Below are 21,516 nucleotides of genomic sequence, written 5' to 3' on the forward strand. Positions count from 1 at the left end.
TTCTACCTCAGTTTCAGGGTGGCAAGGCCGATCAGCACCAGAATCACGGTGATAATCCAGAAGCGGACGATCACCCGAGGCTCGGGCCAACCCTTGAGTTCAAAGTGGTGATGGATCGGCGCCATGCGGAACACGCGCTTGCCGGTCAACTTGAAGGAGGCCACCTGGATCACCACCGACAGGGTCTCCATGACGAACACACCGCCCATGATGAACAGGACGATTTCCTGACGCACGATCACGGCGATGGTGCCCAGTGCCGCACCCAGTGCCAGCGCACCGACGTCGCCCATGAACACCTGGGCCGGGTAAGTGTTGAACCACAGAAAGCCCAGGCCGGCACCGATCAGCGCGCCGCAGAACACGATCAGCTCACCTGCGCCCGGCACGTAAGGGATCAGCAGGTATTCGGCAAATTTCACGTTACCCGACAGGTAGCAGAAGATACCCAGGGCGCCGCCAACCATGACCGTCGGCATGATCGCCAGGCCATCAAGGCCGTCGGTGAGGTTGACCGCGTTGCTCGAGCCGACGATGACGAAGTAGGTCAGCACCACGAAACCGATCCCCAGCGGGATGGTGACGTCCTTGAGCATCGGCACGATCAGGGTGGTTTCGACGCTGGTCGGGGCGGTCATGTACAGGAAGATCGCCGCGCCCAGGCCGAACACCGACTGCCAGAAATACTTCCAGCGGCTGGGCAGGCCGCGCGAGTTCTTCTCGATCACCTTGCGGTAGTCATCGACCCAGCCGATGGCGCCGAACAGCAAGGTGACGATCAGCACCACCCACACGTAGCGGTTGGTCAGGTCGGCCCACAGCAGAGTGCTGATGCCGATAGCCGAGAGAATCAGTGCGCCACCCATGGTCGGGGTGCCGGATTTGGACAGGTGCGATTGCGGGCCGTCGTTACGGACCGCTTGGCCGATCTGGCGAATCTGCAGGGTACGGATCATCCATGGGCCCAGCCAAAGAGCCAGCGACAACGCGGTCAGGACACCGAGAATCCCGCGCAGGGACAGGTACTGGAAGACCGCGAAGCCTTTATAGAACTGTTGCAGATACTCAGCCAGCAGCAGCAGCATTAATGTTTCTCCCCGCTGGAACCGCACAAAGCCGCCACGACGTTCTCCATCGCAGCGCTGCGCGAACCCTTGATCAAAATAGTGGTGTTGGTGGCCTGCTCCGCGGCGCGAACGGCGTTGATCAGGTCAGCTTGATTAGCGAAATGTCGGGCATTGGCGCCGAACGCTGCTACCGCGCGGGCCATGTTGGTGCCCACCGCATAGAGTGCCGAAACCTTGTCTTTGGCGTACTCGCCTACCTGCCGATGCCCTTCCTCAGCCCACTGGCCCAATTCGCCGATATCCCCGAGCACCAGGACGGTGCGGCCGGAAAAGCCGGCGAGTATATCAACGGCAGCGCACATGGAGGTGGGGTTTGCGTTGTAAGTGTCATCAATTACCCGCACACCGTTGGGCGCCATCTGCACCACAGTGCGGCCCTTGACCGGTTGCACGGCATTGAGGCCCTGAACGATGCCATCCAGCGTCAGACCAAAGGCATGCGCGGCAGCGGCGGCGGCCAGTGCATTGGCAACGTTGTGGGTACCGAGCAGGTTGAGCTGGACCCGCGCCACGCCCAGCGGGCTGTGCAGGTCGAACGACGGGCAACCGCGCGGGTCGTGAGCAATGCTGCTGGCGTGGAAGTCGGCATTTGCGTTGTTCAGGGCGAAGGTCAGCAATGGGCGATTGCCGGCGCGTTTTTTCCAGATGCCGAAGGCCTTGTCATCAAGGTTCAATACGGCCACGCCATCCTGACCCAGACCTTCGAGGATCTCGCCCTTGGCTTCGACAATCTTCTCTGGCCCGCCGAACTCGCCGACATGAGCGGTACCGGCGTTGTTGATCAGTGCCACTTGCGGCTTGGTCAGACCGACGGTGTAGGCAATTTCGCCGATGCGCGAGGCGCCCAGCTCGATGACCGCCGCAGTATGTTCCGGGGTCAGTTCGAGCAGGGTCAGCGGGGCACCGAAGTCGTTATTGAGGTTGCCACGGGTGGCCAATACCGGGCCACGGGTACGCAGGATGCTGGCGAGCATTTCCTTGACCGTGGTCTTGCCACTGGAACCGGTAATGGCGGCGACCGGCTTGTCGAATGCGGCGCGGTTCAGCGCGCCCAACTGGCCCAGGGCCAGACGGGTATCGGCCACAACCAGCTGCGGCAGGTTGCTACCCGGCACTTCGCGCTGCACCAGGGCGGCGACCGCGCCTTTGGCGGCAACGTCGTTCAAGTAATCGTGGCCGTCGAAGCGCGGCCCGGCCAGGGCGACAAACAGCTGCCCGGCCGTGATTGCGCGGCTGTCGATGCTGACGCCATTGAAGGTTGCGTCCTGGCCGTGCAGGCGGCCATTGAGCGGCGCGGTCAGCTGGCTGAGGGACAATGGCTTAAGCATGGGGCGCCTCCCACACGGCGAGGGCTTTTTCGGCTTCGACCAGGTCGGAGAAGTCGTGGCGCTCGCCGTTGATTTCCTGATAGTCCTCATGCCCCTTGCCAGCCAGGACGATGACATCGTCAACGCCGGCGCTGGCGATAAACTGTGCGATGGCCGCGCCGCGACCGGCAACGAACTCGACGCTATCGGCCTGGGCAAAGCCAGGGCGGATATCGGCGAAGATCTGCTGCGGGTCTTCGCTGCGCGGGTTGTCGTCGGTGACCAGCACGCGGTCAGCCAGGCGCTCGGCCACTTCCGCCATCAGCGCACGCTTACCGCGATCGCGGTCGCCACCGCAGCCGAACAGGCACAGCAACTGGCCTTTGGCATGCGGACGCAGCGCTTGCAGCACCTGCTCCAGGGCGTCGGGAGTATGCGCGTAATCGACCACCACCAGCGGCTTGAGGCCGCCACCCAGGCGCTGCATGCGCCCGACCGGGCCTTCCAGCGTCGGGGTGACCTTGAGAATTTCGTCCAGCGGGTAATCCAGGGCCAGCAAGGTGCCGACCGCCGCCAGCATGTTGCTCAGGTTGAAGCGCCCGAGCAGGCGGCTGCGCAGGGAGTGCTCGCCCTGCGCGGTAACGATCACGGCGCGCACGCCATCGTCGTCAAAATGCGCTTCGCGGCAGTACAACGAAGCGGCTGGATCCTTGAGGCTGTAACTGATCAGGCGCGACTCGCCCTGCTCGGCCGCCAGACGACGACCAAACTCGTCATCGAGGTTGACCACCCGGCAACGCAGGTTCGGCCAGGCAAACAGGCGCGCCTTGGCGTCTTCATAAGACTGCATGCTGCCGTGGTAATCGAGGTGATCACGCGACAGGTTGGTCATCACCGCAATGTCGAATGCCAGGGCCGCGACCCGGCCCTGGTCCAGGGCATGGGAAGAGACTTCCATGGCCACGGCCTTGGCCCCGGCCTTCTTCAGGTCGTTGAGGGTCGCCTGCACGGCGATCGGGTCCGGAGTGGTCAGGCGGCCGCTTTGCAGCGCGCCATAAAAACCGGTACCCAGGGTGCCGATCAGGCCGCAGTGCTGACCGAGCTGGTCCAGCGCCTGGGCCACCAGCTGGGTAACGCTGGTCTTGCCGTTGGTGCCGGTGACGCCCACCAGGTCGAGCAGACGGCTCGGCTCACCATAGAAACGCCCGGCGATGTCCGACAGTTGCGCCGCCAGGCCCTTGACCGGAATCAGCGGCACGTCGGTGATCGGCAACACGCTGGCGCCTTCGGCTTCGTAGGCGACCGCTGCCGCACCGCGGCTGAGCGCGTCGGCTATGTGCTCACGACCATCCATGCGCGTACCCGGTACCGCCAGGAACAGGTCGCCCGGGCGCACGTTACGGCTGTCCAGGGTCAGCTCGCGGATCGACGGATCGCGACTGGCCTGGGTAAAAAGCTTGCTCAATGGCATTGTCATCAACCGCGTCCTCCCTTGACTGGTGCAACGTTGACTTGCTGCGGTGGTGTTGCCGGCGGCAGGTTGTCCGGCGGAATATTCATCAGGCGCAAGGTGCCGGACATGACTTTGCTGAACACCGGCGCCGATACCAGGCCGCCGAAGTAACCGCCCTTGCTCGGTTCGTCGATGACCACCACCACCGCATAGCGCGGGTCGCTCATCGGCCCGAAGCCGGCGAACAGCGAGCGGTAGGCATTTTCGGTGTAGCCCTTGGAGCCGATGGTGGCCTTACGCGCGGTACCCGATTTGCCGCCAACGTGGTACGACGGCACCTGGGCGCGGAACACGCCGCGCGGCGCTTCAATCACCTGCTGGAGCATGCCCTGCACGGTCTCGGCAACATCCTTGGGCACCACCTGGGTAGACTCCGGCGTCTTGTCGACCTTGAGGATGCTCAGCGGCACCATCTTGCCGTCGTTGGCCAGCGCGGCGTAGGCATGCACCAGTTGCAGCGCGGTCACCGACAGGCCGTAGCCGTAGGACAGGGTCGCGGTCTCGGCCTTGCGCCACTCGCGGTGGTTGGGCAGGTTGCCGACGCGCTCGCCAGGGAAGCCAAGGCCGGTGTACTGGCCAAGGCCCAGCTGGGACATGACGCGGTAGATGGATTCGCCACCGATATCGAAGGCGATCTTGCTCATGCCGACGTTACTGGAGTTGATCAGGATGCCGGTCAGGTCGAGGATCGGGCCTTCGCTCTTGGATACGTCACGAATGGTGTAACGGCCCAGCTGCAGGGTGCCCGGGTACACCTCGACCTTGTCGGTGGGCTTCCAGCGTCCGCTCTGCAGGGCGGCACTCATGGACAACGGTTTTACCGTCGAGCCTGGCTCGAACACGTCGATGATCGCCCGGTTGCGCATGGCCGCCGGGAACATGCTGCGACGGTTGTTGGGGTTGTAGGTCGGCTGATTGACCATCGCCAGCACTTCGCCAGTCTTGACGTCCATGATCACCAGGCTGCCGGCCTTGGCTTCCTGTTCGGCGATGGCGTTACGCAGTTCGCGGGTGGCCAGGTATTGCAGGCGCAGGTCGATCGACAACGCCAAGGTCTTTCCGGCCTTGGCGTTTTTGGTTACCTGGATGTCCTTGATCAGCCGGCCGCGCCGGTCCTTGATCACCTGTCGCTTGCCGGGCACGCCGGCCAGCCATTCATCGTAGGCCAGCTCCACCCCTTCGCGACCGTGGTCGTCGAGGTCGGTAAAGCCGACCATGTGCGCGGCGACATCGCCGGCCGGGTAGAAACGGCGGAATTCCTCGATGCCGTAGACACCGGGGACTTTAAGATCGAGCACCACCTGGCCCTGCTCCGGGGTCAGGCCGCGGACCAGGTAGATGAATTCCTTGCTGGCCTGTTGCTCCAGGCGCGCTGCCAGTTGCTGCGGGTTCTGCTTGAGCGCGGCAGCCAGGGCCGGCCAGCGGTCCTTGGCAGCCTGCATCTCCTTGGGGTTGGCCCACAGGGTGGTCACCGGGGTACTGACTGCCAGCGGCTCGCCATTACGGTCGGTGATCAGCCCGCGGTGCGCAGGAATAGGAATATGCCGCAAGCTGCGGGCATCGCCCTGCCCCTTGAGGAAGTCACGGTCGACCACCTGCAGGTCGATGATGCGCCAGGCAATCGCACCGACCATCAGCGCCAGCAGGGCGATGACCACGCGAAACCGCCACGGGTAGAGTGCGCCTTCAAGCTTCATCATGGCGCCACCATCCGTACTTCGTCAGCCGCCGGGATGCGCATTTTCAGCTGCTCGCTGGCAAGGTTCTCGATACGGCTGTGGGCGGTCCAGGTGCTCTGCTCGAGAATCAGCCGGCCCCACTCGGCCTGGGCCTTGTCGCGCTCGTTGAGTTCGCCGTACAGGGAGTTGAGCAACTGACGGTTCCAGTGCGCGCTGTAGGACACCGCCACCGAAGAAACGAGCACGGCAACGAACAGCAGAAGCATCAGGAAGCTTCCGCCTGGCAAAGGCTTGGCGAACAAGCGGCTCACCGCAGCTTCTCGGCAACGCGCATGACGGCGCTACGCGAACGTGGGTTGGCCTTGAGCTCGGCCTCGGAGGCGAACTGGGCCTTGCCGTGGACCTTGATCTTCGGCTCGAAATGCTTGTGCTGGACCGGCAGGTTGCGCGGCAGGTTGTCGGCCTCGCCCTTGACCAGCTTGCGCATGAACAGCTTGACGATGCGGTCTTCCAGGGAATGGAAACTGATCACCACCAGGCGCCCGCCGACCTCCAGCGCATCGAGCGCCGCTTCAAGGCCGGCTTCAAGATCGCCGAGTTCGTTGTTGACGTGAATGCGCAGGCCCTGGAAGGCACGGGTGGCCGGGTTCTTGCCCTTTTCCCAGGCCGGGTTGGCGACCTTGAGCACTTCAGCCAGGTCGGCGGTACGGGTGAACGGGGTTTCTTCGCGGCGCAGCACCACGGCACGAGCCATGCGCTTGGCAAAGCGCTCTTCGCCGTATTCCTTGAAGACCCGGGCGATTTCTTCTTCGGGGGCGCTGGCAATGAACTCGGCAGCGCTGACGCCGCGGGTCGGGTCCATGCGCATGTCCAGCGGGCCATCGTTGAGGAAACTGAAGCCGCGCTCAGGATCGTCCAGCTGTGGCGACGACACGCCCAGGTCGAGCAGGATGCCGCTGACCTTGCCGGCCAGGCCGCGTTCGGCGACTTCGGCGCCGAGTTCGGCAAAACTGCGCTGCACAATGACAAAGCGGCCGTCTTCGGCCGCCAGCGCTTGCCCGGTGGCAATCGCTTGAGGATCTTTGTCAAAACCCAGCAGCCGGCCCTGCGGCCCGAGCTTGCTGAGGATCAAGCGGCTATGCCCGCCGCGCCCGAAGGTGCCATCCAGATAGCAGCCATCGGCGCGTACGGCGAGAGCCTCGACAGCTTCGTCAAGCAGTACGGTGATGTGGTTAAAGCCGCTATCTATAGTCACAGGATCAAATCACGCAGTTCATCAGGCATGGCGCCCGGTTGTTGAATAGCTGCAAGGTCGGCTGCCGAAACCGCGTTCCAGGCATCCTCGTCCCACAGCTGAAATTTGTTCAGTTGCCCCACCAGCATTGCCTTCTTGTCGAGCTTGGCGTACTCGCGCAAACGCGGCGGCACCAGGAAACGCCCGCTGCCATCAAGCTCCAGATCCACCGCATTGCCGATCAGCAAGCGCTGCAGGCGACGGTTCTCTTCACGCAATGACGGCAAGGCGCGCAACTTGGCTTCAATCAGCTCCCACTCATCGAGGGGATACACGCATAAACAGGGATCAACCGCATCGATGGTCACGATCAACTGCCCGGAACTACGCGAATCGAGCTCGTCACGGTACCGGCTCGGCATTGCGAGTCGGCCCTTTGCGTCGAGGTTGATGGCGTTGGCTCCGCGGAACACGGCTGCGATTCCCCACAATGTTAGCGTTTTTGTGCCAGAAAACCCACTTCATGCCACTTTCTGCCACTTGCGCACACTATAGGAATCCGCCTACCACACCGTCAAGGCGCGCTTATAAGGAAATCCCTTACAGATCGGAGATTTAGCGCACACGGAGAAGGCAAAAGGGTAAATCGGAGGGGATTTTGACGAAAAAAATCAAACTCACTCAGATGGATAGAGCGCGAACTTAAAGTGATTTATTAAGAGTAAGATTTTTTTGGTATTACAAAGACGCATCTGCTATCGATTCAAGCAGGAGGGGAAAAGGTGGAGAGTCGATCTGTAAGCCGGGTTCTGTCGAGGACAGTCATTCCTCTACGACGGCCATCACTGGACGCCTTTAGCAACCTACCCGGTTCCAACGCGGGCCGCGCCATATGGAACCCTATTTGGTCTTGCTCCGAGTGGGGTTTACCTAGCCATGAACTGTTGCCAGTCATGCGGTGCGCTCTTACCGCACCTTTTCACCCTTACCGGCACCGAGGTGCTTAGGCGGTTATTTTCTGTGGCACTTTCCGTAGGCTCGCGCCCCCCAGGCATTACCTGGCACTCTGCCCTATGGAGCCCGGACTTTCCTCCCCCCTCTATTGCGAAACAATAGAAGGCAGCGACTGTCCAATCGACTCTCCGCCACAAAGGTTAACGGTAGCGAGCGTCAAGAACAAGCGATAAAACCGATAATGCCACTATAACATCAGTGGGCTTTCTGTTTTTCCAGCGCCACCTGGTACAGCAGGTTCTTGCGTACGCCGGTAATTTCCGCCGCCAGGGCTGCCGCGCGCTTGAGCGGCATCTCCGCCAGCAGCAGGTCGAGAATGCGCATCGCCTCGCTATTCACCGCCTGCTCATCTTCCGGCGCGCTATAGCCCGCCACCAGCACCACGCACTCGCCACGCTGCTGATTGCTGTCGGCCTCGACGAAAGCGCGCAGTTCAGCCAGAGGCAAGCCCTTGAGGGTCTCGAAGGTCTTGGTCAGCTCGCGGGCCAGCAGCGCCGGACGCTCACCACCAAACACCTCTTCCATATCCTGCAGACACTCGAGGATCCGGTGCGGCGCTTCGTAGAAGATCAGCGTACGCGGCTCTTCCTTGACCTGACTCAGGCGCGCACGACGCCCTACAGCCTTGGCCGGCAGGAAGCCTTCGAAGATAAAACGGTCCGATGGCAGGCCGGCGGCCGACAGCGCCGCGATCAGGGCACAGGCGCCCGGGACCGGCACCACCGCAATGCCCGCGGCACGGGCCTGACGCACCAGGTGATAACCAGGATCGGAAATCAGCGGCGTGCCGGCATCGGAAATCAGCGCAACGTTATCCCCGGCCAGCAAGCGGGTGAGAAAGCGGCTGCCCTCATCACGCTCGTTGTGCTCATGGCAGGCGGCCAAGGGGGTATTGATGCCGAAGTGCTGCAACAGACGAATGGAGTGACGGGTGTCCTCAGCGGCAATCAACGCCACATCGCCGAGCACTTTCAGCGCCCGGGCACTCATGTCATCCAGGTTGCCGATTGGCGTGGCCACCACGTAAAGCGTGCCCGAAGTGGATTGGGAAGCCCCTGGAACATCAGTCACTGCATACACCTGTCGTCATGATCAAAGCGCCATTGTAGCCCGAGACCCGGCAACATTGGGCAACCAGGATCACCGCAAACCGGTGTTCCAGCACCTATATTGAAGGATTAACGCCAGCAAGATCGCGCCCCGGCCAGCGCTTGGGTACAATCGCCCGTTAATTTGATCGAGTAACAGGACCCTTACATGATCGCTTGCCTGCGGCTGTTCACAGCCCTTTGCCTCGCCGCCCTGCTGGCAGCCTGCGCCAGCTCGCCCTCGTCGAGCCTCGGCGAACTGCCGCGCACACCGGATGCCAGCATCGAGCAACTGCTTGAACAGGCCACTACCAGCAAGACCCCGGAGCAAGCAGCACTGCTGCGCCTGAGCGCCGCCGACCTGGCCTACAAGCAAAAGGACAATGCCCGCGCCGCGCGCATCCTCGAGCAAGTGCCGCTGGAGCAGCTCAAACCGGCCCAGCAGATGTTCGCCAGCACCCTGGCGGCAGAACTGGCCATGAGCCGCAACCAGCCCAAGCTGGCCCTGACCGCCCTGAGCCACCCGAGCCTGGCGCGCCTGAACGAACTGCCGGAGGATCAACAGATCCGCACCCGCAACGTGCATGCCATGGTGCTGGAAGCCAACGGCCAGCCCCTGGCTGCTGCCCAGGAGCGCGTGCAACTGACGCCGCTGCTCAAGGGCAATGCCGCCAACGCCAACAATGACGCGATCTGGAACCTGGTGGCGGCCGTTGCGCGCGACCAGCTCAAAGGCTTGAGCGCCGGTACCGACACCATGGCTGGCTGGGCCAGCCTGGCCCTGGCGGTCAAAGGTGCCGGCACTGTCGAACAGCAACAAGCCGCCATCGACGCCTGGCGCGCGCAGTATGCCGATCACCCGGCTGCCGCCCAACTGCCGCCATCGCTGATCAAGCTGATGGAACTGACCAGCCAGCCGCTGACCAAGATTGCCCTGCTGCTGCCACAGGAAGGCCAACTGGCCGGCGTCGCCCGCGCCCTGCGCGACGGCTTCATGGCCGCGCACTTCCAGGCCCAGCAAGCCGGGCAGAAGCCGCCAACCATCGAAGTCTTCGACAGCTCGCGACTGACCTCGCTGGATGACTTCTATCGCCAGGCCCAGGCCTCGGGCGTGCAACTGGTGGTTGGCCCGCTGGAAAAACCGCTGGTGAAAAAGCTCGCCGCCTACCCGCAGCTGCCTATTACCACCCTGGCCCTGAACTACAGCGACGCCGGCCAGAAAGGCCCGGAGCAGCTGTATCAGTTCGGTCTCGCCGCCGAAGACGAAGCCCGTGAAGTGTCCCGTCGCGCCCGCGCCGACGGCATGGTTCGCGCCGTAGCCCTGGTGCCAAAAGGCGAATGGGGCGACCGCGTGCTCAAGGCCTTCCGCCAGGACTGGGAAGCCAACGGCGGCAGCCTGCTGGCCGCCCAGCACATCGATCAGCCAGTGGCCCTGGCTCAGCAGATCGCTGACCTGTTCCAGCTGCGCCAGAGCGAAGGCCGCGCCAAGAGCCTGCAAAACACTGTAGGCGGTGCGGTATCGGCCCAGCCTTCGCGCCGCCAGGACATCGACTTCATCTTCCTTGCCGCCACCCCGCAGCAAGGCCAGCAGATCAAGCCGACCCTGAACTTCCAGTACGCCGGCGACGTTCCGGTGTACGCCACCTCGCACGTGTACAGCGCCAGCGGCGACGTCAACCAGTACAACGACCTCACCGGCGTGCGCTTCTGCGATACCCCGTGGCTGCTCGACAGCGGCAATCCGCTGCGTCAGCAGGTCGAGCGCCAGTGGCCACAAGCTGCCGGCAGCCTGGGCCGCCTGTACGCCATGGGCATCGACGCCTTCAGCCTGGCACCGCGTCTGGGCCAGCTGCGCGCGCTGCCTGAAAACCGCATCGACGGCTTGTCCGGCAGCCTGAGCATGAACGAGAACCAGCGCATCGAGCGGCAACTGCCCTGGGCCGAGTTCTCCGGCGGCCAGGTCAAACGCCTGCCCGATACGCCACGCTGATGCCCGCCAGTTCGCGCCAACAGGCCGGCCAGGCCGCCGAACGGCAAGCCCTTGAATACCTTCAGGGGCAAGGCCTGCAGCTACTGGCGCAGAACTGGCGATGCAAACGCGGCGAGCTTGATCTGGTCATGCTCGACAGCGATACAGTAGTATTCGTCGAAGTCCGCTACCGGCTGCACGCGGACTTTGGCGGTGCCCTGGCCAGTATCGACGGGCGCAAGCAGGACAAACTGGTGCTAGCCGCCGAGTCTTTTCTGCAAAAGGAAACACGCTGGGCCAACCACCCCTGCCGTTTCGATGTCATCGCCTTGCAAGGCAAAGGCCATTCGGGCCCAGCACTGAACTGGCTGAAAAATGCCTTCGAGTGCTGAACCCGCGATCGCTGCGCCCCATTACCCCTACAACTTTTTTTGCTCTTTGCTTCACGGGCTGCACAGTCATGTGCCGGGACCTTTTTTGTATACTCCCGACGCGCCCGGCCAGCCGCCCTACTTAAGGTCACACTGATGGACATGCAATCCCGAATTCGCCAGCTTTTTCAGGCCAGTATCAACACCAAGCAACAGGCGATGGAAGTCCTTGCACCACACATCGAGCAAGCCAGTCAGGTCATGGTCAATGCGCTGCTCAACGAGGGCAAGATGCTTGCCTGCGGCAACGGCGGCTCGGCCGGCGATGCCCAGCACTTCTCTTCCGAACTGCTCAACCGCTTCGAGCGCGAACGCCCGAGCCTGCCGGCCATCGCCTTGACCACCGACAGCTCGACCATCACCTCGATCGCCAACGACTACAGCTACAACGAAATCTTCTCCAAGCAGATCCGCGCCCTGGGCCAACCCGGCGATGTACTGCTGGCAATTTCGACCAGCGGTAACTCGGCGAACATTATTCAGGCGATCCAGGCCGCACATGATCGCGAAATGATTGTCGTAGCTCTGACCGGACGCGATGGCGGCGGCATGGCCTCGCTGCTGCTGCCTGAAGACGTCGAGATTCGCGTTCCGGCCAACGTCACCGCACGTATCCAGGAAGTCCACCTGCTGGCGATCCACTGCCTCTGCGACTTGATCGACAGCCAATTGTTCGGGAGTGAAGAATGACCCCTAACCGCCTCGGCCTGATGGCCCTGACCCTGTGCCTGAGCCTCACCGGTTGCAGCTCGGTGCTCACTGCCACCCGCGATACGCCAATCGAGGACGATCGCGGCACCCGTACCTTCGGCAGCAAAATTGATGACTCGCTGATCGAAACCAAAGTATCGGTCAACGTCGCCAAGGCCAGCCCTGACCTGGACAAGAGTTCGCACATCGTCGTCAGCAGCTACAACGGCATCGTCCTGCTCGCCGGGCAGACCCCGCGCGCCGACCTCAAGAGCCTGGCCGAACAGGCTGCCAGCCAGGTCCAGCGAGTGAAAAAGGTGCACAACGAGCTGCAGGTGCTGCCGCCCTCCTCGATCCTGGCGCGCAACAATGACGCCTGGCTGACCACCAAGATCAAGACCCAGATGCTCACCGACAGCAGCATCCCCGGTTCGCGCATCAAGGTGATCACCGAGAACGGCATCGTCTACCTGCTCGGCCTGCTGACCCAACAGGAAGCCACCCGTGCCACCAACCTGGTGCAGGGTGTGTCGGGCGTGCAGAAGATCGTCAAGTTGTTCGAATACATCGACTGATTCCCCAGGGCCACTCCCACAGCGAGGTTTACGCCAATCCTGTGGGAGCTGGCCTTGCCAGCGATGGGGCGCAAAGCGCCCCCAGCCTTTACATCCACCCGCTTAGGAAGTCCCCATGAAAAACGGCCTGCTGCCAACCTTGCTGATTGGCGCCCTCGCCACCCTGGCCGGCTGCTCCACCCCAAGCCAGATCACCCTCAACGACGGCCGCGAATTCCAGGCAGTCGACGCGCCGTACTACGATCGCGCCGCCGGCTTCTACGAGTTCAAGCAGCTCGATGGCAAGGTGATCAAGGTCAACAAGGACCAGGTCCGCACCATCACCGACCTGTAATCCAGGCCGGCAGACACAAAAAAGGCGATCCGCATGGATCGCCTTTTTCGTTACTTGACCACCTTCAGGCTCGGACGCCCGCTGGGCCGTGGCGGCTGGCCACCACCCTGCGGACCATCGTCATCCGGCTCAACGTTGTCGTCTTCCTCTTCATCTTCATCGTCGAGCAATGGCGGCTCGAGCTCGAAGACCATGCCCTGGCCGTTTTCCCGGGCATAAATACCCAGAATCGCACCGGCCGGCACGAACAGGGTGTGGGCGACGCCGCCAAAGCGGCCCTCGAAGCTCACTGCTTCGTTATCCATGTGCAGGTGACGCACGGCATTGGGTGAGATGTTCAGGACGATCTGGCCGTCACTGGCGAAGCTCTGGGGTACCTGGACGGCCGGGTATTCGGCATTGACCAGCATATGCGGTGTGCAGTCGTTGTCCACGATCCACTCATAGAGTGCACGTACCAAATAGGGGCGACTGGAGTTCATCGACAGCTCCTTAAAACCTAGCGCATTTCACGTTCAGCAGCGGACAGGCTTGCCTGGAAGGCTTCGCGGGCAAACTGTCGCTCCATGTAATCGAGCAACGGCTTGGCCGGCCGCGGCAGTTCGATACCCAACACCGGCAAACGCCAGAGTATGGGCAATAGACAACAATCGACCAGACTTTGCTCCTCACTGAGGAAACAAGGCTTGTCGGCAAACAACGGCGACACCCCGGTCAGGCTCTCGCGCAATTCCTTGCGCGCCTGGACGCGTGCAGGCTCCTTGCTACGCGGGTCGAGTATCAGGTCGACCAGCGCACACCAGTCGCGCTGGATGCGGTGGATCAGCAGGCGGCTGTTGGCCCGCGCCACTGGATACACCGGCAACAGCGGCGGATGCGGGTAACGTTCATCGAGGTATTCCATCACCACGGTCGACTCGTACAACGCCAGGTCGCGATCGACCAGGGTTGGCACGCTGCCATAGGGGTTCACTTCAACCAGCTTGGGCGGCAGGCGACCAGGATCGACGTTGATGATCTCGACGCTGACACCCTTCTCGGCGAGAACGATGCGCACCCGATGAGAATAATGGTCAGCGGGGTCGGAGTAGCAGGCTAACCGGTTGGTCACGCCCATAGTGGTCCTCCTCGCGTATGAATTTATAAATGCTGCAAATGCAAACGCGCCCTGCGAGCGCCCCTGTGAATCCAGAGGCGCCCCAGGGCGCGTTCAACTACCAGAAACTACTGCGTGATCAGTGCACGTCCTTCCAGTATTCGCGCTTGAGCAGGTAAGCGAATACGAAGAAGAAGGCCAGATACAGCAGCACATAGGTGCCGATGCGCTGGCTTTCCAGTTTGACCGGGTTAGCCGAGTAGGCCAGGAAGGTCACCAGGTTCTTGACCTTCTCGTCGAACTGCTCTGGCGTCAGGGTACCGGATTTCGGCTCCACGGTCAGCTGGTCACATGCTTCATGGGTCAACGGCGAGCCGGTCAGCGGGTCGTATTGCTTCTTGCCATCGACCACGGTCTGCACTTGCTTGCAGCCAATCACCTGGTTGCCCTGCAGGCCAACCAGCACGTTAGGCATGCCGACGTTGGGGAAAACCTTGTTGTTCACCCCGTACGGACGCGACTTGTCTTCATAGAAGCTACGCAGGTAGCTGTACAGCCAATCGGTACCACGGACCCGGGCAACCAGGGTGAGGTCCGGCGGCGCGGCACCAAACCAGGTCTTGGCATCTTCAGGCTTCATGCCGATCTTCATGTGGTCGCCAATCTTGGCGCCGGTGAACACCAGCTTCTCGAGCATCAGCTCGTGAGGAATACCCAGGTCGTCAGCCACGCGCTCGTAACGCTGGAATTTGGCGCTGTGGCAACCCATGCAATAGTTGGCGAAGGTGCGTGCGCCGTCCTGCATGGCGGCCTTGTCGGTCAGGTCGATATCGACCTTGTCCAGCTCCAGGCCGTGTTCGGCGGCGAAGGTGAACGCGGGCATCACTGCCAGAATCAATACTGCAAATAGCTTTTTCATCAGCCAGTCACCCTTTCCGGAACCGGTTTGGTCTTCTCGAGCCGGGTGTAGAACGGCATCAGAAGGAAGTAGGCGAAATACAGGAAGGTGCATACCTGCGACAGCAGCGTACGGCCCGGGGTAGGCGCCAGAACGCCGAGCACACCGAGGATCACGAACGAGATGCAGAACACCAGCAGCCAGACCTTGCTCATCCAGCCCTTGTAGCGCATGGACTTGACCGGGCTGCGATCCAGCCACGGCAGGACGAACAGCACGGCAATCGCAGCGCCCATGGCGATCACGCCCAGGAGCTTGTCCGGCACCGCCCGCAAGATTGCGTAGAACGGAGTGAAGTACCAGACCGGGGCAATGTGCTCAGGGGTCTTGAAGGCGTTGGCCTGTTCGAAGTTCGGTTTTTCCAGGAAGTAACCGCCCATTTCCGGGAAGAAGAACACGATGGCGCAGAACACGAAGAGGAACACGACGACGCCGACGATATCCTTCACGGTGTAGTAAGGGTGGAACGCGATGCCGTCCAGCGGCACGCCGTTTTCGTCCTTGAGCTTCTTGATGTCGACGCCATCAGGGTTGTTCGAACCCACTTCGTGCAGCGCCAGGATGTGCAGCACCACCAGGCCGAGAATGACGATCGGCAGGGCCACCACGTGCAGGGCGAAGAAGCGGTTCAGGGTGATCCCGGAGATCAGGTAGTCACCGCGAATCCACTGGGTCAGGTCGTCGCCGATCACCGGAATGGCACCGAACAGCGAGATGATCACCTGGGCACCCCAGTAGGACATCTGGCCCCACGGCAGCAGGTAACCCATGAAGGCTTCGGCCATCAGCGCCAGGTAGATCAGCATGCCGAACACCCAGACCAGCTCGCGAGGCTTCTGGTACGAGCCGTACAGCAGGCCGCGGAACATGTGCAGGTAGACGACGATGAAGAACGCCGACGCGCCGGTGGAGTGCAGGTAGCGCAGGATCCAGCCGTACTCGACGTCACGCATGATGTATTCGACCGAGGCGAACGCCTCTTCGGCCGAAGGGGTGAAGCTCATGGTCAGCCACACACCGGTGACGATCTGGTTGACCAGCACCAACAGGGCCAGGGAGCCGAAGAAGTAGAAGAAGTTGAAGTTCTTCGGTGCGTAATACTTGCTGAGATGGTCTTCCCACATCTTGGTCGCGGGGAAGCGGGCGTCAACCCAATCCATGAACTTACTCATCACGCGTTCTCCTGATCGACGCCGACGACAATGATGTCGTCCGACTCATAAGAGTGCGGCGGCACTGGCAGATTGAGCGGCGCCGGCTGAGATTTGTAGACGCGGCCAGCCAGGTCGTAATGGGAACCGTGGCACGGGCAGAAGTAGCCACCGACCCACTTCGGACCCAGGTCGACAGGTGCCACTTCCGGCCGGAAGGTCGGCGAGCAGCCCAGGTGGGTGCACAGACCGACCAGCACCAGGATTTCCGGCTTGATCGAGCGGTTCGACGGATCGACGTAGGTGGGTTGAACCGATGCCTTGGACTCAGGGTCGGAGAGATCGCCGGTGATCTTCTTGAGGTTGCCGAGAATCTCTTCGGTACGACGAACGATGAACACCGGTTGACCGCGCCACTCAGCAATCATCTGCTGACCAGGCTCTACCTTGGCGATATTGACCTTCACCGGTGCACCTGCGGCTTTCGCCTTGGCACTGGGGAACCATGACCCTACGAACGGGACCGCAGCCCCCACCGCTCCTGCAGCACCCACCACGGACGTGGCTGCTACGAGGAAGCGACGCCGGCCTGCATTGACGCCGTCATTGCTCATTCAGTCCTCTCCCATCAGCTTTAATGGCCTGTTGCAACAGGCATCTACTAAGTAATTTCTGAACTGCTAAAAATTTGCCGCATGGTAATGAAAAGACCCTTCTCTGACAAGGTGATTAGCCTTGTGCCACCCCGCTATCCCTTATAACTCTTGACTTGCGTCTATGCGGCAAGTTGTCACAGCAAACAACAGCATAGTTATTCAAGACATAAAAAAAGCCCGGTTCCACCAGGAACCGGGCTTTTTTTGAACACCGAAGCGAAATTAACGCTTGGAGTACTGAGGACGCTTACGTGCTTTACGCAGACCCACTTTCTTACGCTCGACTTCACGAGCGTCGCGGGTGACGTAGCCAGCACGACGCAGAGCGCCACGCAGGGTTTCGTCGTAGTCCATCAGTGCACGGGTGATACCGTGACGGATCGCACCGGCCTGGCCGCTGACACCACCACCGATAACGGTGACGTAGATGTCGAACTTTTCGGTGGTCTCGGTCAGTTCCAGCGGCTGGCGTACTACCATGCGCGCGGTTTCACGACCGAAGAACACGTCCAGAGAACGGTTGTTGATGGAGATGTTACCGGTACCTGGACGCAGGAAAACGCGAGCGGTTGCGGTCTTGCGACGGCCAGTGCCGTAATTTTGAGTCGCCGACATAATGAACTATTCCGTTAAATCTTCAGTTCTTGGGGCTGCTGAGCAGTATGAGGGTGAGTAGCGCCCGCATAGACTTTCAGCTTACGGTACATGTCGCGACCCAGTGGGTTCTTAGGCAGCATGCCCTTAACCGCGGTCTCGATCACGCGCTCTGGGGCCTTGGCGATCAACTTCTCGAAGTTGATTTCCTTGATACCGCCCGGGAAGCCGGAGTGGGAGTAGTACATTTTGTCCGAAGTCTTGGCACCAGTGACACGAACCTGCTCGGCGTTGATGACGACGATGTAGTCGCCGGTGTCAACGTGAGGAGTGTACTCTGGCTTGTGCTTGCCACGCAGACGGCTCGCGATCTCAGTGGCCAGACGACCCAGGGTCTTGCCAGCAGCGTCAACGACGAACCAGTCGCGCTTTACTGTTTCCGGTTTAGCAGTAAAAGTTTTCATTCTTTATAGCCTCAGGGGCCGCCCAGCGAAAATAAGACGGCAGATCTTACTGGATAGTGCGCACCTTGACAAGTCAAGGACACAGCCGCACACGGACGCTATCGGGGGCTCGGGTCAGCGCGTCCAATATTCGGCAGGGTTCTTCTATGGAGCGGGGCATCACTTCCGCTGCACGGAGAGGGGCTGAATTATCCAGATTGCGAAAAAAAATTCAACCTGCTTTTATGCTTCTTTTAGACAGGAAGCAGCCGAATGGACTATCGCCAGCTGGGCCGAACCGACCTCAACGTCAGCGCCCTGTGCCTGGGCAGCATGACCTGGGGCGAGCAGAACGACCAGGCCCAGGCCTTCGCCCAGATCGAACGGGCCAAGGCCGCCGGGATCAACTTCATCGATACTGCCGAGATGTACCCGGTCCCTCCCCGCCCGGAAACCTACGCCGCCACCGAGCGCATGATCGGCAACTGGTTCAGCCAGCGCGGCGACCGTGCCCAGTGGATCCTGGCCAGCAAGGTGGCCGGGCCCGGCAATGGCATCAACCATATTCGCGACGGCCTGCTCAAGCACAACCGCCAGCACATCGTCGCGGCCCTGGACGACAGCCTCAAGCGCCTGCAGACCGACTGGATCGACCTCTACCAGTTGCACTGGCCCGAGCGCAGCACCAACTTCTTCGGCAAGCTGGGTTACCAGCACGCGCCGCAGGACCTGTTCACCCCGCTGGAAGAAACCCTTGAAGTGCTCGACGAGCAGGTCAAGGCCGGCAAGATCCGCCACATCGGCCTGTCCAACGAAACCCCGTGGGGCACCATGAAATTCCTGCAGCTGGCCGAAAGCCGTGGCTGGAGCCGTGCGGTTTCAATCCAGAACCCCTACAACCTGCTCAACCGCAGCTTCGAGGTCGGCCTGGCGGAGATCGCCATCCGCGAACAGTGCGGCCTGCTGGCCTACTCGCCACTGGCCTTCGGCATGCTCTCGGGCAAGTATGAAGACGGTGCGCGCCCGGCCGATGGCCGCCTGACCCTGTTCAACCGCTTCTCGCGCTATTCCAACCCACAGACCGTGAGCGCCTGCAGCCGCTACGTGAAGCTGGCCCGCGACCATGGCCTGGACCCGGCGCAGATGGCCCTGGCCTTCGTCACCCGCCAGCCGTTCGTGACCAGCAACATCATCGGTGCGACAACGCTTGCGCAACTGGACAGCAACCTGGCCAGCATCAACCTGAAGCTCACTGACGAGCTGCTGGCGGGCATCGAGGCCATCCATTCGGACCAGCCCAACCCCGCGCCCTGAGACGCGATCCCGGTTCCCACAAACAAGGTGGGAACCGAGGGTAGACACAATCGCCAAAAAATAAGACGATCCAGCCGGTGATTGACCACTCTACCCTATAAGAATAAAGAAAATGATGTTTACCCAACCCACGGCGTCCTTGCGGCGCGTCAGCATCCTGGCCATCGACAACGTCTTTGCATCGACCCTGATGCAGGCCAAGGACTTCTTCCACCTGGCCAGCCTGCGCTACAGCAAGCAATTGGGGCTGGGCCTGCAATCGATGTTCGAAACCCGCCTGGTAAGCCCTGACGGCCTGCCGGTGCGCAGCTTCAGCGACGTGACACTGCCGGTCGACAGTGGCCTGGAAGCCGCCGACATCATCATCCTGCCGGCCTTCTGGGACGATTTCGATGCCCTTTGCCAGCGCTACCCGCAGGTACTGCCCTGGTTGCGCGAGCAGCATGCCCGCGGTGCCGTGCTGTGCGGCGAGGCCAGCGGGGTGTTCTGGCTGGCCGAAGCTGGCCTGCTCGATGGCAAGGAGGCGACCACCTACTGGCGTTTTTTCAGCCAGTTCGCCGAGCGCTTTCCCAAAGTCAGCCTCAACCAGGACAAGCACCTGACCGACGCCGACAACCTCTACTGCGCCGGCGGCACCACCTCGGCCTGCGACCTGTACATCTACCTGATCGAGCGTTTCTGCGGGGCCAACGTGGCGCAAGCGGTGGCCCGCGACATCCTCTACGAAGTGCAGCGCAACTACACCCCGGGGCGCATGGGCTTTGGCGGGCAGAAGCTGCACCAGGACCTGATCATCCTGCAGATCCAGCACTGGCTCGAGGAGCATTTCGCCGACAAGTTCCGCTTCGAGGACGTCGCCCGCAACCACGGCATGAGCATCCGCAACTTCATGCGCCGCTTCCAGAGCGCCACCGGTGACAAGCCGCTGCACTACCTGCAACGGCTACGGATCGAAACGGCCAAGGGCTTGCTGTCGGGCACACGCAAGAGCATCAAGACCATCAGCTATGAAGTTGGCTACGACGATGCGAGTTTCTTTGCCCGGTTGTTCAGGCAGCACACGGAGTTGTCGCCGAATCAGTATCGGCAGCAGTTTATGCAGGAGGCCTGAAAGGCCTCCTCAGCTTCAAGCCTCAAGCTTCAAGCGGCAAGCAAGAGCAAGAGCAAGAGCAGGATCAAGAGCAACGCGCGGTCGGCTCTTGATCCTGCTTGCAGCTTGAAGCTTGAAACTTGCAGCTGCTTTTAAGGCTTATGCGCCCGCGACAGGAATTCGTGGGACTGCATTTCCAGCAAGCGGCTCAGGGTCCGCTGGAATTCGAAGGTCAGGCGACCACCGGTGTACAGGTCCTTGAGCTCAACCTCGGCCGAGATGATCAGCTTGACGTTGCGGTCATAGAATTCGTCGACCATGTTGATGAAGCGCCGGGCGATGTCATCGGTCGCCACGCTCATCTGCTCGACGTCGCTCAGCAGCACGGCATGGAAGATCTTGCCCAGTTCGATGTAGTCGTTCTGGCTGCGCGGGCCGTCGCACAGTTCGCGGAATTCGAACCAGGCCACGTCGTCGCAGGTGCGCAGGGCACGAATTTCACGGTTCTCGATCACCAGTACATCGTTCTCGACCGCCTGGGTGCATTCCGGCGTCAGCGCGCGGAAGCTCTTGCGCAGGCTTTCGTGGGCCGCTTCGTCGAGCGGAAAGTGGAACAGCTCGGCTTGCTCCAGGTGACGCAGGCGATAGTCGACGCCGCTGTCGACGTTGACGATCTCGGTGTTCTGCTTGATCAGGGCGATCGCCGGCAGGAAGCGCGCACGCTGCAGGCCGTCCTTGTACAGGCCATCAGGGACGATGTTGGAGGTGGCCACCAGGGTCACGCCGTTCTTGAACAGCTCCTCCATCAGGGTGCCGAGGATCATCGCGTCGGTGATGTCGGAGACGAAGAACTCGTCGAAGCAGATTACCCGCGCCTCTTCCGAGAAGCGCTTGGCAATGATGGTCAGCGGGTTCTTCTCGCCCTTGAGGGTTTTCATTTCCTCGTGGACGCGCTTCATGAAGCGGTGGAAGTGCGTACGCACTTTCTGCTTGAACGGCAGCGCCTCGAAGAAGGTATCGACCAGGTAGGTCTTGCCGCGGCCTACCCCACCCCAGAAGTACAAGCCCTTGACCGGTGCCTGGTCCTTCTTGCCAAACAGCTTGCCGAACACACCCGGCTTGTTGTTCTGCGCCGCGATCAGATCGTCGTACAGGCGCTGCAGATGACGCACTGCAGTTTCCTGCGCCGCGTCATGGAAGAATTCGGGACGTTTCAGATCTGCTTGATATCGTTCTAGGGGCGTCATAATTCG

At 61.5% G+C, this 21,516-nt stretch carries 23 protein-coding genes and 1 other RNA gene; 7 read left to right on the plus strand and 17 right to left on the minus strand.

Annotated features, from left to right (window positions below; translation table 11 throughout):
* Positions 1-2 precede the first annotated feature (2 nt).
* The 9 genes from mraY to rsmI all read right to left on the minus strand — a co-directional run bounded on the left by mraY (position 3) and on the right by rsmI (position 8,945).
* Entirely contained in the window at positions 3-1,085 is a 1,083-nt protein-coding gene (gene mraY, locus KHO53_RS05635; RefSeq protein ID WP_036996790.1) for a phospho-N-acetylmuramoyl-pentapeptide-transferase, read from the minus strand.
* Positions 1,085-2,455 (minus strand): UDP-N-acetylmuramoyl-tripeptide--D-alanyl-D-alanine ligase, encoded by a 1,371-nt coding sequence (locus KHO53_RS05640; RefSeq protein WP_213570080.1) that lies wholly within the window; start codon positions 2,453-2,455, stop codon positions 1,085-1,087. Before KHO53_RS05640 ends, mraY begins: the two co-directional genes overlap by 1 nt.
* Positions 2,448-3,911, minus strand: a complete 1,464-nt coding sequence (locus KHO53_RS05645; RefSeq protein ID WP_010220781.1) for a UDP-N-acetylmuramoyl-L-alanyl-D-glutamate--2,6-diaminopimelate ligase — start codon at positions 3,909-3,911, stop codon at positions 2,448-2,450. Before KHO53_RS05645 ends, KHO53_RS05640 begins: the two co-directional genes overlap by 8 nt.
* Positions 3,911-5,644, minus strand: coding sequence for a peptidoglycan D,D-transpeptidase FtsI family protein (locus KHO53_RS05650; RefSeq protein ID WP_162471121.1), 1,734 nt, complete (start codon positions 5,642-5,644; stop codon positions 3,911-3,913). The genes KHO53_RS05645 and KHO53_RS05650 overlap by 1 nt, the downstream gene beginning before the upstream one ends.
* Positions 5,644-5,937 carry a cell division protein FtsL gene (gene ftsL, locus KHO53_RS05655; protein WP_036996796.1) on the minus strand — a complete coding sequence of 98 codons (294 nt, stop codon included), beginning with the start codon at positions 5,935-5,937 and terminating at the stop codon, positions 5,644-5,646. Before ftsL ends, KHO53_RS05650 begins: the two co-directional genes overlap by 1 nt.
* Positions 5,934-6,881 (minus strand): 16S rRNA (cytosine(1402)-N(4))-methyltransferase RsmH, encoded by a 948-nt coding sequence (gene rsmH / locus KHO53_RS05660; RefSeq protein ID WP_010220777.1) that lies wholly within the window; start codon positions 6,879-6,881, stop codon positions 5,934-5,936. The genes ftsL and rsmH overlap by 4 nt, the downstream gene beginning before the upstream one ends.
* Complete coding sequence (mraZ, locus tag KHO53_RS05665) at positions 6,878-7,333, minus strand: division/cell wall cluster transcriptional repressor MraZ (protein WP_010220775.1); 456 nt, start codon at positions 7,331-7,333, stop codon at positions 6,878-6,880. Before mraZ ends, rsmH begins: the two co-directional genes overlap by 4 nt.
* Positions 7,334-7,642: 309 nt before the next feature.
* Positions 7,643-8,002: RNase P RNA component class A (rnpB, locus tag KHO53_RS05670), an RNA gene on the minus strand.
* Positions 8,003-8,069: 67 nt separating this feature from the next.
* Positions 8,070-8,945, minus strand: a complete 876-nt coding sequence (gene rsmI / locus KHO53_RS05675; RefSeq protein ID WP_026001180.1) for a 16S rRNA (cytidine(1402)-2'-O)-methyltransferase — start codon at positions 8,943-8,945, stop codon at positions 8,070-8,072.
* A 186-nt stretch (positions 8,946-9,131) separates the two neighbouring features.
* On the opposite strand from rsmI, the gene KHO53_RS05680 reads away from it, so the two are divergent.
* The 5 genes from KHO53_RS05680 to KHO53_RS05700 all read left to right on the plus strand — a co-directional run bounded on the left by KHO53_RS05680 (position 9,132) and on the right by KHO53_RS05700 (position 12,961).
* Positions 9,132-10,952 carry a penicillin-binding protein activator gene (locus KHO53_RS05680; protein WP_100782548.1) on the plus strand — a complete coding sequence of 607 codons (1,821 nt, stop codon included), beginning with the start codon at positions 9,132-9,134 and terminating at the stop codon, positions 10,950-10,952.
* Entirely contained in the window at positions 10,952-11,323 is a 372-nt protein-coding gene (locus KHO53_RS05685) for a YraN family protein (RefSeq protein WP_010220772.1), read from the plus strand. Before KHO53_RS05680 ends, KHO53_RS05685 begins: the two co-directional genes overlap by 1 nt.
* 135 nt (positions 11,324-11,458) lie before the next feature.
* Positions 11,459-12,052, plus strand: a complete 594-nt coding sequence (locus KHO53_RS05690; protein WP_026001179.1) for a phosphoheptose isomerase — start codon at positions 11,459-11,461, stop codon at positions 12,050-12,052.
* On the plus strand, positions 12,049-12,627 hold the full coding sequence (locus tag KHO53_RS05695; protein ID WP_010220770.1) for a BON domain-containing protein: 579 nt from the start codon (positions 12,049-12,051) through the stop codon (positions 12,625-12,627). The genes KHO53_RS05690 and KHO53_RS05695 overlap by 4 nt, the downstream gene beginning before the upstream one ends.
* 115 nt (positions 12,628-12,742) lie before the next feature.
* Positions 12,743-12,961 carry a YgdI/YgdR family lipoprotein gene (locus KHO53_RS05700; RefSeq protein ID WP_010220769.1) on the plus strand — a complete coding sequence of 73 codons (219 nt, stop codon included), beginning with the start codon at positions 12,743-12,745 and terminating at the stop codon, positions 12,959-12,961.
* Positions 12,962-13,011: 50 nt separating this feature from the next.
* Here KHO53_RS05700 and KHO53_RS05705 read toward each other — a convergent pair whose 3' ends face one another.
* The 7 genes from KHO53_RS05705 to rplM all read right to left on the minus strand — a co-directional run bounded on the left by KHO53_RS05705 (position 13,012) and on the right by rplM (position 17,880).
* Entirely contained in the window at positions 13,012-13,443 is a 432-nt protein-coding gene (locus KHO53_RS05705; RefSeq protein WP_010220768.1) for a ClpXP protease specificity-enhancing factor, read from the minus strand.
* A 17-nt stretch (positions 13,444-13,460) separates the two neighbouring features.
* The gene (locus KHO53_RS05710) at positions 13,461-14,078 is read right to left on the minus strand and encodes a glutathione S-transferase N-terminal domain-containing protein (protein ID WP_010220766.1); all 618 of its coding nucleotides are present in this window, start codon (positions 14,076-14,078) and stop codon (positions 13,461-13,463) included.
* A 118-nt stretch (positions 14,079-14,196) separates the two neighbouring features.
* Positions 14,197-14,976, minus strand: coding sequence for a cytochrome c1 (locus KHO53_RS05715; protein WP_010220765.1), 780 nt, complete (start codon positions 14,974-14,976; stop codon positions 14,197-14,199).
* Positions 14,976-16,187 (minus strand): cytochrome b, encoded by a 1,212-nt coding sequence (locus tag KHO53_RS05720; protein WP_010220764.1) that lies wholly within the window; start codon positions 16,185-16,187, stop codon positions 14,976-14,978. Before KHO53_RS05720 ends, KHO53_RS05715 begins: the two co-directional genes overlap by 1 nt.
* On the minus strand, positions 16,187-16,780 hold the full coding sequence (gene petA, locus KHO53_RS05725; protein ID WP_010220763.1) for a ubiquinol-cytochrome c reductase iron-sulfur subunit: 594 nt from the start codon (positions 16,778-16,780) through the stop codon (positions 16,187-16,189). Before petA ends, KHO53_RS05720 begins: the two co-directional genes overlap by 1 nt.
* A gap of 264 nt (positions 16,781-17,044) precedes the next feature.
* Positions 17,045-17,437, minus strand: a complete 393-nt coding sequence (rpsI, locus tag KHO53_RS05730) for a 30S ribosomal protein S9 (RefSeq protein WP_036996798.1) — start codon at positions 17,435-17,437, stop codon at positions 17,045-17,047.
* Positions 17,438-17,451: 14 nt separating this feature from the next.
* Positions 17,452-17,880 carry a 50S ribosomal protein L13 gene (gene rplM, locus KHO53_RS05735; RefSeq protein WP_010220758.1) on the minus strand — a complete coding sequence of 143 codons (429 nt, stop codon included), beginning with the start codon at positions 17,878-17,880 and terminating at the stop codon, positions 17,452-17,454.
* Between the two features lie 252 nt (positions 17,881-18,132).
* Between rplM and KHO53_RS05740 the strand changes: the two genes are divergently transcribed.
* Both KHO53_RS05740 and KHO53_RS05745 read left to right on the plus strand, forming a co-directional pair.
* Positions 18,133-19,173, plus strand: coding sequence for an NADP(H)-dependent aldo-keto reductase (locus KHO53_RS05740; protein ID WP_213570081.1), 1,041 nt, complete (start codon positions 18,133-18,135; stop codon positions 19,171-19,173).
* 214 nt (positions 19,174-19,387) lie between these two features.
* Positions 19,388-20,284, plus strand: a complete 897-nt coding sequence (locus KHO53_RS05745; RefSeq protein WP_162835469.1) for a GlxA family transcriptional regulator — start codon at positions 19,388-19,390, stop codon at positions 20,282-20,284.
* A gap of 131 nt (positions 20,285-20,415) precedes the next feature.
* On the opposite strand, the gene zapE is transcribed toward KHO53_RS05745, so the two are convergent.
* Complete coding sequence (gene zapE / locus KHO53_RS05750; RefSeq protein WP_010220754.1) at positions 20,416-21,510, minus strand: cell division protein ZapE; 1,095 nt, start codon at positions 21,508-21,510, stop codon at positions 20,416-20,418.
* Positions 21,511-21,516: the final 6 nt, after the last annotated feature.

This window comes from Pseudomonas sp. RC2C2, from assembly GCF_018390435.1.
GTDB classification, from domain to species: Bacteria; Pseudomonadota; Gammaproteobacteria; order Pseudomonadales; family Pseudomonadaceae; genus Aquipseudomonas; species Aquipseudomonas donghuensis.